The sequence below is a fragment of the Streptomyces sp. NPDC001493 genome (assembly GCF_053597235.1).
On record NZ_JBSFHV010000014.1, the window covers coordinates 122,982 to 136,805 of the forward strand.

A 13,824-nucleotide genomic window follows, 5' to 3' on the forward strand; every position below is an offset into this window, starting at 1 on the left:
TCGGTCACCTCAGGCGTTCGTGGCCGCCGGGGCGGCGGCGAACCGGTTGGCGGGGCGGGGAAGGCCGAGCGTGTCGCGCAGGGTGTCGCCGGCGCGCGGTACGGGCCCCTCGCCGGTCCCCGCCAGGGCCGGCAGCACCCGCCCGGTCAGGACCGGAAGGTCGACGGCGAGCACGGCCGGATGCAGCCTGACCCCGTCGACCAGCCCGGCCAGTTCGCGCAGCAGAGCGACCAGGGACTCGGGCGAGCCGACGTGGCGCAGCCGCCCGGTCTCCGGCCAGGGGGCGGCCTCCTCCAGGGCGGCGAGCCGGTCGGCCGCCGGGACGTCGGCGTCGAGGACCACCTCCACCTCGGCGAACACCAACGGCGCTCCGGCCTCCTTGGCCGCGGTGGCGCGTTCCGCGAGCTCGGGGAGGCCGGGCCGGCCGACGAGGACGACGTCGGCGCGGGCGTCCGCGTCCAGCTCGTCCGGGACCACCACGACGAGTCCGCCCTGCGGGGGGCGCGGGGTGATCAGGGGGCCCTTGACCGAGAAGGAGGGGCCCTCGAAGTCGATGGGGTGCACCCGGTCCGCGTCGAGGAAGCGCCCGGTGGCCAGGTCCTTGATGACCGCGTCGTCCTCCCAGGAGTCCCACAGCGACCGGGCGGTGTCGATGACGTCGGCGGTCTCGCGGGCCAGCTCGGCGGCGGAACGTACCGGCTCGCCGACGGTGGCGGCGGCGTCCGCGCCGTTCGCCGCGCCGACGACCCAGGCGCCCCGGCCGTGCGAGGCATGGTCCAGGCTGGCGAGCTGGGTGGCGAGGTGGAACGGTTCCGTGGTGGTGACGTGCAGGGTGGGCGCGAGGCCGATCCGGTCGGTCAGCGGCGAGACGTACGCGGCCCGGGTCCCGGCCTCCACCCGGCCGGCCGGTCCGCCCGGGGCGCCGGGCGGCAGCGGCGAGTCCGCGAAGGTGACGAGGGCGAAGCCGGCGTCCTCGGCCGCGGTCACCACGTCCCGCAGGGCCCGCGGGCCGAGGACCGCGCCCGGCGGGCGTCCCGAGTACCGCCAGGACGCGGGGTGGGCGCCGTCGCCGTCCGCTTCCAGGGCGAGGTGCAGGCCGAGGGGCCCGGTGTCGTGATCAGTCATGAGGATTGTCTCCGGTCGAAGGTGTTCCGGGAACGCACGGGTCGGCGTGCGCCGACGAGAGGGACGGCGCCGGCTCCCGGGGCGGGAAGGTGGTTCGGGTACGGGCGCGGAGGGAAGCCACCGCCGGACCGGCCGCCACCCACACCCGGGAGGCCGGGCCGGGGGCGGTGGTGCCGCGCCGCCGGGAGAGCAGGAGCGCCACCGCGAGAGCGGAGAACACGGCGACCGTGGCTCCCGAGGCGAGCCCCCACCGCACCCCCGCGTACTGGGAGACCCAGCCGATCGTGGGGCCGCCGAGCGGGGCGCCGCCCATCGAGACGACGGTGTAGATGGCCATCACCCGGCCGCGCATGGCGTCGGTGACCTCCGACTGGACGAAGGCGCTGACCGCGGTGTTGAGGGTCATCAGGGCGAAGCCGGTGGGCAGCAGCAGGATCAGGAAGGTGGTGTAGGAGGGCATGAGCGCGGCCACCGCCTCGCTCACACCGAACAGGACGGCGCCGACGACCACGGTCCGCACCCGGGGCGCCGCGCGGCGGGTCGCGGCGAGCGTCCCGGCGACGGTGCCCACGGACAGTGCGGTCGACATGAAGCCGAGGCCGCTGGAGCCGACGTCGAAGACCCGCCCGGCGAACAGGGTGAGGGTCGTGGGGAAGTTCACCGCGAAGGTGGCCACCAGGCCGAAGAGGGCCAGCACCCCGGCGAGTTCGGGCCGGGCGGCGACGTACCGCAGGCCCTCGGCGCCCGCGCCCGCCCATCGCGCGCGCTTCACGGGCCCCTGCTCGCTCACGGGCCCCGGCCCACTCGACGCTCCGGCCCCGGAAGTGCCGGGCGTGGGTGTGGTGCGGGGGCGGATCGTCAGCAGGCCCAGGGTCACGGCCACAAAGGAGACGGCGTTCACCGCGAACACCCCGCCCGGGCCGATGAGTCCGATCAGCACTCCGGCGATCGCGGGTCCGATCAGCCGCGCGGCGTTGAGCGACAGGATGTTGAGCCCGGCCGCGTTCGGTATCAGCGAGGGGCCGACCAGCTCCGTGACGAAGGAGAGCCGTGCGGGGTTCTCCACGGTGAACACGCAGCCGAGGCCGAACGACAGCAGGTAGACCGACCAGAGAGGCGCGTGACCGGTCAGCACGGCGACCGTGAGGAGTACCGCCTGGACCGCGTACAGGGACTGCGCCCACAGCAGGAGGGTGCGACGGTCGTACCGGTCGGCGAGCACCCCTCCCCACAGACCGAACAGCAGGACCGGGGCGAACTGGAGACCGGCCGCCCAGCCGACCGCCGTTCCGCTGTGCGTGAGGTCGAAGACGAACCAGTCCAGGGCCACACCCTGCATCGCGGAGCCGATGTTGGAGACCAGGCCGGTACTCCAGTAGATCCGGTAGTCGCGGACACGCAGCGCGGTGAACACCCCTGTTCGTGCGGTGTTCTTGAGCACCATGATCCTCTCGTTCGGGGCGCGCGGGAAGCCGGGCGCGGCGGTCGCGCTCTCGCGTGATCACGCATGGATGTGACGGAGCGTCATGAAAGTGGGGAAGTCGCGCAGGAGCGCCGGCGGACGCGGAGGGAGTTCAGCCCTCGGCCCGGGACCTCACGCCCGTCGGACGGACGAGGAGCGGACGCGCGTCGCGCGCAAGCGCCATGGGCGGGGGCGGAGTGCGCGCGCTCAGTTGTGCGGGGCGGGGTCCGTACACAGCGCGCTGCTCACCCTGAGCAGATCGACGTGGCGCCGGACGACGCGGCACGCGAACGACCCGCCGTGGTGCGGAAGACGGCTGCCGTGATCGCTGAAGAGTCGCGCCCGCACGCCGGTCACCTCGCACTCTTCGGGTCGGTCGGCGGTCCGGTCCGGCCGCCGATACGCAGGATCACCACGTGGGCACGCTGGTGATCTCCCTGCAGGCTAACCCCTGGTGACTCGCCGGACAATGCCGCCCCGGAGCGCCGCACCGGTTCGCGGAATCCGTTCATACGCCGTTCGCAGAATCCGGGAATGAAGCACGCGCCGGGAGGAGTTGCGCTCTGGAGAACCGCACAGCCGCCCCGCGGGCCCTGCCCGCCGCACAGCACGAGGGAGCGCACATGACCGTCCCGCAGACCGACCCGGAGACGTTCGCCAAGGAGTGGGAACTGTGGCACCGCGAGAAGGAGGAACAGCTCGCCGGACCCCACGGGTTCCTCGCGATCACGAGCCTGCGCTGGCTGAGCGCCGAACCGGAGCGCTTCGAGGACGCTCCGGGCGCCTGGTCCACCTCGGCCGAGGGAGTGGTGGTGGAGCTGGCCGACGGCGAGGAACTGACCATCGACGGCGTTACGGTGACGGGCCGTCACTCCTTCGGGGTCATCGCTGAACGCGACAGCCTGTACCCGGCGTACGGCGATGCGGTGATCGAGGTCGCCAAGCGCGGCGGGCACGACATCGTGCGCCCCCGACACCCCGAGAACGCCCTGCGCACCGCGTTCACCGGCACCCCCGCCTACGCCCCTGCCGAGCAGTGGGTCCGCACCGGCACGTTCATCCCCTTCGAGGAGCCGCGTCCGGTGACGGTCGGTGCGGCGGTCGAGGGTCTGGAGCACGTCTACGACTCCCCCGGCCAGGTCGAGTTCGAGCTGGGCGGCGAGACGCACCGGCTCACGACGTTCAACGGCAAGCGTCCCGGCGCGCTGATGGCGCTGTTCACGGACCGCACCTCCGGTGTGACGACCTATGCGGCGAACCGCTCCCTCCAGATCGGGGCTCCCGACGAACAGGGCGCCGTCCGCATCGATTTCAACCGCGCCGCCAACCTTCCCTGCGCCTACACCGACCTGGCGACCTGCCCGCTGCCGCCCAAGGAGAACCGTCTCCCGGTCGCGGTCGAGGCCGGCGAGCGCATTCCCCTGGAACGCGGCGGACCGGCCGCCTGATGTCCCGCCCGACCCGCCGAGGTCTCCTTCTCGTCGCGGCGTCCGAGCTGGTACGTTCGGGGGCGTCGCCGACGGGTGACGCCCCCGTGTGCGAAGGGACCGCGCCACTCATGCCGTACCAGCGGAGCTCCACCGGGGCCGAGCCCCGGAGCCGCGTCGCCGGTACGCATCGCACGGCATCTCCCGGCCGGCACCCCGGCTCCCGGACGCACGCCGGGCCGCAGACCCGGCCGCAGACCCGAGCGCACGCCGGGCCGCGCAGCGAACCGCACGCCCGGCTGCACATAGTCCTGCGCCGCTCGTCCAGCGCCCTCTGTCCGGGCTGACCTGCTCGTCGGCCCGTCCCTTCCCCCGGCCCGGCGTTCCCGCCCGGCTCCCCCGCGTCACGGTCCGTGTCCGCGTACCGCGCTCCCGTACGGAGCGTGCGCACCGCTGTCCCGGCCTGTCGACGCGCGGCCCGTCCCCGGCCGTTCACCGCCCAGGCCCTCGCGCGCCCGGCACGGCGCGGGAAGCCCGGCGCGGCGTCCGTCCGCCGTCCGCGCCTTCCCGGATCATCCGGTGGCATCAGCTTCAGCAGACGCAAGGAGCACCGCACATGGACGTTCACGCCTCACTGGCCGACGCGGTCGGCAACACTCCGCTGGTACGCCTCAACCGCGTCACCGGCACGGCTCTCGCACCGGTCTACGCGAAACTGGAGTACGTCAATCCCGGCGGGAGCGTGAAGGACCGCATCGCGCTCTCCATGGTCGAAGCGGCGGAGAAGCAGGGGCTGTTGGCGCCCGGCGGGACCATCGTCGAGGGCACGTCGGGCAATACCGGGGTCGGCCTGGCCATGGTCGCCGCACAGCGGGGCTACCGGTGCGTGTTCGCGATCCCGGACAAGAGCAGCGCGGAGAAGGTCGCGGTACTGCGCGCGTACGGCGCCGAGGTCGTCGTCTGCCCGGGCAACGTACCGCGCGAGCATCCCGAGCACGTGCATGCCACGGCCGTCCGCATCGCTGCCGAGACTCCGGGCGGCTGGCTCGCCAACCAGTACGACAACCCGGCGAATCCGCAGGCCCATTACCGCACGACCGGACCGGAGATCTGGCGGCAGACGGAGGGCCGGATCACCCATCTGGTGTCCGGGGTCGGCACCGGCGGCACCATCACGGGGACCGGCGAGTACCTCAAGGAGGTCAGTGGCGGGCGAGTGACGGTCGTGGGCGCCGACCCCGAGGCATCGGTCTACTCGGGCGGCGACGGCGGCCCGTACCACGTGGAGAGCATCGGCTACTTCCGTCACCCGGAGACGGTGGACGACAGCTGGCCCGAGTCCTTCCACCCCTCGGTGGTCGACCGCTACGAGCGGATCAGCGACCGGGACTCGCTGCTGACCGCCCGGCGTCTGGCGCGTGAGGAGGGGCTGCTGGTCGGCGGTTCCGCCGGTACGGCGGTGGCCGGCGCACTGCGGGTGGCGGCCGGTCTGGGCCCGGACGACCTGGTCGTGGTGCTGCTGCCGGACTCCGGCCGCAACTACCTCTCCAAGGTCTTCGACGACGACTGGCTGCGGCAGCTCGGGCTGCCGGAGGACGACGGCGTGTCCGCCGACGCGCGTACGGTCCCGTCGCAGGGCTGAGCCGCGCCTCCCCCGGGTTCACCGGCATCACCGGCATCACCGGGGGGGGAACGCCGGTGGGGGCCGGGACCGTCGTGTTCGACGGTCCCGGCCCCCACCGGTACCTCTGTCAGGCGTACGTCTCGAACTCGGCGATCTTCGGGGTTCCGCTGGAGCTGGTGATCTCGAAGGTGACCTTGCGCAGTGAGGTCGTGGCGAACGAGATGGTGCCCGCGCCGCTGCCGGACTTCAGGACCGCGCCGGTGTCACCGTTGAGGACCCGCCACGAGCCGATGCTGGAACCGGACGCCTCTCGGATGTTGACCGAGGAGACCGAGGTCGCGGCGTCCCACTTGACCGAGACGGAGCCCGTCGAGCCGGAGGGCGACCAGTAGGTGCTCAGGTTGCCGTCCTTGACGTTGCCGTAGCTGGTTCCGCTGGCCTTGCTGGAGCCGTCGGCGCCCCCGGAGAGGCTGAGGTTGGTGCCACTGGGCTGCGTCGGTCCGGTGGTCGGCGACGGCGTGGCCGTGGTGGGGCTCGGCGTGGGCGTGGTGGGGTTGCCGGTGGGGGTGGTCGGCGTGCAGTTGCCGTCCGAGACCTGGAGGCCCTTGTTGGCGCCTGCCGTCTGGGTCACGATGTTCGGCACGCAGCTGGCGGCGTCGAGGCTGTAGGAGTACGGGATGCTGACCGTGGTGTTCGACGTGGGGTTGGGCCCGGCCGGGTTGTTGTCGGAGGCGTGGGCGGACCAGGTCACGTTGTCGAAGGTGTTGCCGCTCACCTGCCAGTAGCCGGCCGCGTCGGTGTAGAAGGTGCCCAGGACGTCCTTGGAGTCCTTGAAGTAGTTGTTGTCGACCTTGGCCTTGGCCCCGGCGCGGGAGTTGATGCCCGACTCGTTGAGGTTGACGTAGTAGTTGTTGTAGATGTGCGCGATGCCGCCACGCAGCAACGGGGTACGGGAGTCGAGGTTCTGGTACAGGTTGTGGTGGAAGGTGATGAAGCCGTTGGAGAGTTCGGTCTCGCTGGACCCGATGAGGCCGCCTCGCCCGGAGTTGCGCAGGATGCTGTAGGACAGCGTCACGTACTGCGTGTTGTCCTTCATGTCGAAGAGGCCGTCGAACCCTTCGGCCTCGCCGCCCGATGCCTCCAGGGTGGAGTGGTCGACCCAGATGTTGCGGACGTCGCTCTCCATGCCGATGGCGTCGCCGCCGTTGGAGGTGGGCGAGCCGGACTTCTTGACGTTCTTGACCGTCACGTTCTGGATGATGATGTTGCTGGACTCGCGTATGTGGATGCCCAGTTGATCGAAGACCGCGCCGCTTCCGACACCGACGAGCGTGACGTTGCTGATCTGCTTGAGCTCGATCACACCGGCCGCGGTGTTGCAGCTGTCGCCCGACACCTTGGCGGTGTTGGCGTGGTTGATCGTCCCCTCCACCTGGATGGTGATCGGGGTGCTGCTGGTGGCGCGACCACACAGGGCCTGGTGGATCTCGGTACCGGTCGTCGCTTTCACGACCTGCCCGCCGGCCCCGCCGGTGGTACCGCCGTTCTGGGTCGCGTAGCCGGTGACGCCGCCGGTCGCGGCCGATGCCGAGGGCATCGACACGATGACGCCGGTCGCCGCCGCCAGGGCCGCCGTGGCCACTGCCGCGGAGAGTCGCAGTGCGACTGCTTTCCTCATGCTCGTCTCTCCCTGTTCGTCTTCGAATACGGGGTTGAGCAATGGCATGTTCATGCCATTCATGAAGTCGTACCGAGCCCGCCGATACACACCGGTTACGTTCCGACCACCCCTGGCGCGGGCTCGTTCGCGCCGGTCGGATCGAGTCGGCCGTTCTGCCGCGACCCACAAGCCTGCACTGTCGGCGGCGCCGGCCACGGGGTCTCCGTGTCCGCACCACCGCCCACTCCCGCCGGTCGCGCCGCACCGGGGGCGGGAACACCGCCCGGTGGACCACCGCCGGGAAATCCGGCGGCGTGACCGGCCATCCGCTACAGGAAGCCGTCGCCTTCCACACCGTGACGGACGGCGTGACGAGCGTGGATCATGGCGTACACCCTTCACTCCGTGGCGCGGCGACGTCCTGGATGCGGCACCGTTCCGGATCGGTGGCGGCTCGCCGGTGAAGTCGCCTGCGGATGAGACGACTTCACGTTCACCGGTGCGGGGCCCTGGAGGGGGAAAGCGCTTTCTGAACGTGAGGATAGGGCGGCCGTCGCGAGGCTGGCAAGGTTCTGGACGCGTACGGAATGAGCGCCACCGCGACCGGCGACCGCAGCCGGCCCGCCCGGCGGGACCGCGCGAGATCGTCCCGAACCTCGAACCGGGTTCACACCCCTGAACGCGCGCACGGTCGCGACCGATCTCCCCCGGGAGGACGAAGAACGGCATAGCCGCAGCTCAAAACGGTGCCCGGAACGCTCCGCCCGCAGGGATGCACACCGCACCCGGCGGCCGGAACCAGAGCCTCCGCACCGCCCGCTGGACGCATGGGAGCGCCCTCGAAACCAGTCACCCGACGATCCCGGCCTCCCGGGAAAATTTCCCTCGGCACGCACGAGGGAAGCGCCGATCACCGCCCGGAACGCCGGGCGCGGGGCGTGCGATCCGCCCGACCGCCCCGGCTCATGGAAAGCGCGCACCCCGCGAACGGCCCGCTCGCGCCGCCGTCGTCGACGGCCTCACCGGACCCGGCCGGCACCGTCACCGCCTCCGGTGCCGACGGGCTCACACGCACGCACACGACGTCGGTCCCGGGAGCCCGACCGCTCCCGGGACCGACGTGGTGGCTACGGCGTCAGAACGCCGAGGTGTACGCGGCGAAGAACGGCGCCTTCACCGGAGCCCCGCCGGGGCCGAAGCAGTTGACGGGGAGCTGTACGGTCCCGCTCGACCGGACCCAGGGGGCGTACAGGCCGCAGTACCCGGGCCCGCTGCCGTAGGCGGTGGCGTGCGCGGTGTCGGAGGGGACGGCGACCGACGGGAGGGTGACGACGAAGGGCGCTCCCGAGCCGCCGAGGGTGTTGGTGGCGCCGGTGGAGTTGTAGTTGGTGAGCGCGGGCAGCGAACCGTTGTACCAGAGGTAGCCGAACGACTTCGGCGGGAAGGCCGGCCCGTGGACCGCCCGCAGGTAGGAGTAGCTCAGCGTCCACTTGGCGTCGTACGGGGCGTCCGACGCGTCGTAGCAGGCGACCACCGCCGTCTGTCCGGTGGCGCCCGGCGCCCAGTCGGACACCTTGCAGTGCGCCCCCTGCTGCGGGTCGACCGCGGTGACCTGGAAGTCGCCCGCGTAGCTGGACAGTCCGAGTCCGGGGAGCCACGCCTTCCAGATGCCGGTCGAGCCCTTGCTCACCGTGTTCACGGCGGAGGTGGAGTTGTACTGGGTGAGTACCGTGCCGCTGGTGTCGGAGTAGATGTAGCCGTACGACCCGCTCGGCGTGGCGGGAGATCCGCTGCTGGCGGTGTACAGGACGGTGAAGGTGGAGTTGTCGGGTGCGCCGCTCGGTAGATAGCAGTTCACGAACACGTCCTCGCCGCTGCCCACCTGCTTCCAGGCGGCGATCTGGCACCAGTGGGCGGCGCTGTTGACCGCGGTGGCGTGGGCGATCCCGCCCGCGCCTCCGATCAGCGGGAAGTGCGCCACGTACGAGCCGAGGCCGAGCTGGTCGACCTTGACGGGGTTGGCCGACGGGGTGGTCCAGCTGCCCCACTGGCGGGTGGGGTCGGGGACGTAGCCGGAGGGCGGCGTCGGGTTGTCCAGGTAGGCGAACCCCCAGCGGTCGGGGACGGCGGCCTGTGCGGTTCCGGCGGTGGGAAGGGCTGCCGCCAGCAGGGCGGCCAGCATCCCCATGATGAGCAGGACGGCTCGAACGCGTCTGTTCGTCGGTGCTGCGGTGCGGACGTGCATGGGCGTACCCCCTGTGGGTGAGGTCGGTGCTGCCTGCGCGGTCCGTGCTGTGGCTCGGGTCGGGCGTACGCCGGCGCGTCGCCGCGAACGCGGCATGGTTCCGCACCCGCCGGCGAGCGGACGGGGCGTCACCCGTTCGGAGCCCGGCGCTCAAGGTGCCAGAAGAACGGTCCGCCGCAGCCTTGCCGCGTCAGCCGTTCCGGGCATCCCCGCATCCGCCCCGGTGGCCCCGGGAGCCCCTCCCCCACCGCGGTCCACCGCGTGCGCCGCCCTTTCCGGCCGATCGCCGCCGGTCTCCCGTCGCTCGTCTCTCCTCCCGTCCCACCACGCTCTCCGGGCACCGCCGCCCGCCGTGGCCGGAACGCGCGCGCGAGCCATGAATCAGCCTCCGCGGGGGCCAAGTTGGCCAAATGCCGGTAAAAACGCGGTCGAGTGGTCCAGTCCACTGCGCATCTCCCACCAGCGAAAAGATCGACCCGTGGGGAATTGGTCCACTCCCGGCTTGGTCCAGACCATTGACGTGCATCTGCCACCGCCGATTCCATGCACCATGCCGCTACCGGAAGGCCGTCGGCGGCTCTTGCCCCTCCTCACAGCTGGGACACCCATGAGACTCACGCGCTCGCTCCGCACGGTCGTCACCGCCACGGTCACGGCAGTGGCCGCCGCCGGCCTCACGCTGATCGGGGGGCCCGCCCAGGCGGCGACGCCTCTCCCCTCCCACGTCTTCGCCCCGTTCTTCGAGACGTGGACCGGCGACAGCCCCGCCGCCCTGGCGGCGCAGTCGGGCACCAAGCACCTCACCATGGCGTTCCTGCAGACCGCCACGCCCGGTTCGTGTACGCCGTACTGGAGCGGCGACACCGGGATGCCGATCGCCGCGTCCTCCTTCGGCAGCGACATCAAGACCATTCAGGCCAACGGCGGTGACGTCATCCCGTCGTTCGGCGGGTACGCGGCCGACACCACGGGTACCGAGATCGCGGAGAGCTGCACCGACGTCAACCAGATCGCGGCGGCCTACGAGAAGGTCATCACCACGTACGACGTGACCCGCCTCGACATGGACGTCGAGGTCGACTCGCTGAGCAACACCGCGGGCATCGACCGCCGCAACAAGGCCATCAAGGTCCTCCAGGACTGGGCCGCCGCCAACGGGCGCAAGGTCGAGATCTCCTACACCCTGCCCACCACCACCTCGGGCCTGGAATCCAACGCGCTCGCCGTACTGCAGAACGCGGTCAAGAACGGGGCGCGCGTCGACGTCGCGAACCTCATGACGTTCGACTACTACGACAACGCCACGCACAACATGGCGAACGACACCCAGACCGCGGCCCAGGGACTCGTCAACCAGCTCGCGGTCCTCTACCCCACCAAGACCTCGGCCCAGCTGTGGAACATGGTCGGCATCACGGAGATGCCCGGCGTCGACGACTTCGGCCCGGCGGAGACCTTCACCCTCGCCAACGCCACCCAGGTCTACAACTGGGCCGTCTCGAAGGGCATCAACTTCCTGTCCTTCTGGGCGCTCCAGCGTGACAACGGAAGCTGCCCCGGCGGCGCCGCCGCGGACGGCTGCTCCGGAATCCAGCAGAACACCTGGGACTTCTCGCACATCTTCGCGCCCTTCACCGGCGGCACCACCACGACCCCGGCCAACGACTTCTCGCTCAGCGCCACCCCGGCCTCCGGTTCGGTGGCCGCGGGCGGCTCGGTCACCAGCTCGGTGAAGACGGCGGTGACCGCGGGTTCGGCACAGACGGTCGCCCTCAAGGTCACCGGCGCCCCGGCGGGTGTCACCGCCTCGCTCAGCCCCGCCTCCGTCACGGCGGGCGGCAGTTCCACGCTGACCCTGGCGACGACGTCGGCCGCGGCCTCGGGTACGTACACGATCACCGTGACCGGCACCGGCGCGTCCGGGAGCCACACCGCGACCTACTCCCTCAAGGTCACCGGCGGCGCGACGACCCAGTGCACGGCCACCCCGTGGGCCGCGGCGTCGATCTACACCGGCGGCCAGACGGTCTCGTACCAGGGCCACACCTGGAAGGCCCAGTGGTGGACCCAGGGCGAGGTGCCCGGCACCACGGGACAGTGGGGCGTTTGGGTGGACCTCGGCGCCTGCTGAGGAGGCGGGGCGATCGCTCCTCCTGAGCTCCCTGGGCTCCCTGAGCTCCCGGGGCCCTGAAGGTTCCTGAGGCCCCGGGCGCACTCGAACAGATCCGGACAGGGTCGGCAGCACGTCTGCCGGCCCTGTTTCCTTTGTGTTCCTCCGAGAGCCCTGGGAAAAGAGTCGGCGAAAAGCAGTCTTGTACACGCCGGAACCCTGAGGCAAAGTTGAGTGGTTGTTCTCTCCGTTTCACGGAAGGGACAGAAAAATTACGGAACCATCGCCCACGTTCTCGTTCCGGTCCTCCGCCTCGGTCCTCGAGTCGGATTTTCCGGTGTCCGCCGAGAATTGCATCCGGACATCCGGACATTGGATCACTCGGACATTCCATCATCGAACCCGAGTAATGCATCGCCGATTTCACCGGTCGGAGCATGCGTCCGGTGAAGAATTCCGTGGAGGTTTCTCGCCCTGTGGACACGCGCCTCTTCGACCAGGCACTCACGCACGAGAAACCCTCCGGCCGCCACCACGTCCGCTCCACGGCGGGAAACCGTGACCCGCAGGCGACCAACCGAGTTGTCGCCTTACGCAGTCCCATCCGGCACCCGTAGCTTCGAGGACGCTGTGACTGAAACGCATCGACGCCCCACGGCCCGAATCCACATCGAGAGCCGGGAATGCGGCCCCGAGGTGCTGGAGCGACTGACCGGCGCGACGTACTTCCCCGAACGGCTGCTGGGCCCCGCGATCGTCACCACGGTCTGCCGTGCCGGTGGCCATCTTCTCTACGTGACGGCGCCGAGTGTGATCGACGGCGAGGAACAGGTCGACTACTACCTCGGGCTCCTCCTCGGCGGTACGCCCGCCACGGACCGGGAGAGCGTGCGGCACCTGCGCGAACTCGTACGCGTCCTGCCGATCGACGACGCCACCACCCGCTGGCTCAGCACCAAGGTGCTCGACCCCGTCAGCCCACGTGCGGCCGAAGTGCGCTCCGAATTGCGGGAGTTCGCCGATCTTCACCGGAGCTCCGGAGCGGACGTACGGCTGAGCTACTTCGAGCCGTCCGAGCCGCTCGAAGAGCTGGCCCGCGAGCTGGACCTGCCCGCTACCCAGCCCTCTTCGGCCCATATCCCGCTGGGGACCAAGCACTCCGGCCGGGAGATCTTCGCCGCCGCGGGGATCCCGGTACCGGCGGGCAGCGGGGTGTGCCACGACCCCGGGACACTCGCCTCGGCGGTCGCCGGCCTCGCCGCGGCCGGGCTGCGCGAGCTGGTGCTGAAGCTGGACAGCACGGCGTTCGGCGGGGGTCTCGGCAACGCCCTGCTCACGCTCGACGACGGCATCACCGCGCCGGGCGGCGACACCGTCGAGAGGCGGGTCGCGCGGGCGTTGCCCGGGGCGGCGCTCATGGACCGGAAGCTCACCTGGCAGGATTACGTCACCCTGATGGCGGACGACGGGGTGATCGTCGAGGAGATGATCTCCGAAGTGCCCCTGATCAGCCCGAGTTTCCAGGGGCGCATCACCGAACGGGGCACCGTCGAGGCCGTGTCCACGCACGACCAGGTCCTCGCCGACGACGGACAGACCTATCACGGCTGCACCTTCCCCGCCGCCTCCGGCTACCGGCAACTGCTCATCCGCCACGGCCTGCGGGTGGGCGAGGTGCTCCGGGAACGCGGCGTCGGCAGCGGTGACTACGGGGTGGACTTCCTCGCCACCCGGTCCGGCGACGGATGGCGTCTGCTGGGCTGCGAGATCAACCTCCGCGCCACCGCCACCAAGCACCCCTTCACCATGGCGTCGGGCCTGCTCGGGGAGGAGCCGACGCCGGACGGACGCTTCGTGGTGGACGGCGTCGAGTACGTCTACGAGGCGTCGGACGTCATCATGGACCGCCGCTACCGGGGGCTGCGCCCGGCCCAGCTCATCGAGGCCGTCACCGGATCACCCATCGGCTACGACCCCGTGCGCAGAACGGGCGTGGTGCTGCATCTGATGAGCCCGGTCACCGAGTTCGGGAAGTTCGGGGCCCTGTGCCTCGCCCGCAGCCGCGAGCAGGCCACCTGGCTGATGCGGGAACTCCGCGCTCTCGTGGACGGGTTGACGCCTCAGCGCTGAGAGGAACCGAGGAGTGCCCGGCCCTCCCCGCCCGGGCCGGG

Annotated in this window: 8 protein-coding genes; 4 read left to right on the plus strand and 4 right to left on the minus strand. The window is 71.1% G+C overall.

The window, feature by feature from the left end:
* Window positions 1-9: 9 nt before the first annotated feature.
* Both ACWCWD_RS20915 and ACWCWD_RS20920 read right to left on the minus strand, forming a co-directional pair.
* Window positions 10-1,125 (minus strand): LLM class flavin-dependent oxidoreductase, encoded by a 1,116-nt coding sequence (locus tag ACWCWD_RS20915; RefSeq protein ID WP_450774375.1) that lies wholly within the window; start codon window positions 1,123-1,125, stop codon window positions 10-12.
* Window positions 1,118-2,569, minus strand: coding sequence for an MFS transporter (locus ACWCWD_RS20920; protein WP_450774377.1), 1,452 nt, complete (start codon window positions 2,567-2,569; stop codon window positions 1,118-1,120). Before ACWCWD_RS20920 ends, ACWCWD_RS20915 begins: the two co-directional genes overlap by 8 nt.
* Before the next feature lie 641 nt (window positions 2,570-3,210).
* Here ACWCWD_RS20920 and ACWCWD_RS20925 point away from each other — a divergent pair.
* Both ACWCWD_RS20925 and ACWCWD_RS20930 read left to right on the plus strand, forming a co-directional pair.
* Entirely contained in the window at window positions 3,211-4,035 is an 825-nt protein-coding gene (locus ACWCWD_RS20925) for a DUF1684 domain-containing protein (RefSeq protein WP_450774379.1), read from the plus strand.
* A gap of 595 nt (window positions 4,036-4,630) precedes the next feature.
* Entirely contained in the window at window positions 4,631-5,656 is a 1,026-nt protein-coding gene (locus tag ACWCWD_RS20930) for a PLP-dependent cysteine synthase family protein (protein WP_450774381.1), read from the plus strand.
* Between the two features lie 109 nt (window positions 5,657-5,765).
* Here the strand turns inward: ACWCWD_RS20930 and ACWCWD_RS20935 are convergent, their stop codons facing one another.
* Both ACWCWD_RS20935 and ACWCWD_RS20940 read right to left on the minus strand, forming a co-directional pair.
* Window positions 5,766-7,316, minus strand: coding sequence for a pectate lyase family protein (locus ACWCWD_RS20935; RefSeq protein ID WP_450774383.1), 1,551 nt, complete (start codon window positions 7,314-7,316; stop codon window positions 5,766-5,768).
* A 1,117-nt stretch (window positions 7,317-8,433) separates the two neighbouring features.
* Window positions 8,434-9,543, minus strand: a complete 1,110-nt coding sequence (locus ACWCWD_RS20940; RefSeq protein WP_450774385.1) for a hypothetical protein — start codon at window positions 9,541-9,543, stop codon at window positions 8,434-8,436.
* Between the two features lie 607 nt (window positions 9,544-10,150).
* On the opposite strand from ACWCWD_RS20940, the gene ACWCWD_RS20945 reads away from it, so the two are divergent.
* Window positions 10,151-11,674, plus strand: a complete 1,524-nt coding sequence (locus tag ACWCWD_RS20945; RefSeq protein WP_450774387.1) for a glycosyl hydrolase family 18 protein — start codon at window positions 10,151-10,153, stop codon at window positions 11,672-11,674.
* 609 nt (window positions 11,675-12,283) lie between these two features.
* Window positions 12,284-13,783: a peptide ligase PGM1-related protein gene (locus ACWCWD_RS20950; RefSeq protein WP_450774389.1), complete on the plus strand. Its 1,500-nt coding sequence runs from the start codon at window positions 12,284-12,286 to the stop codon at window positions 13,781-13,783.
* Window positions 13,784-13,824: the final 41 nt, after the last annotated feature.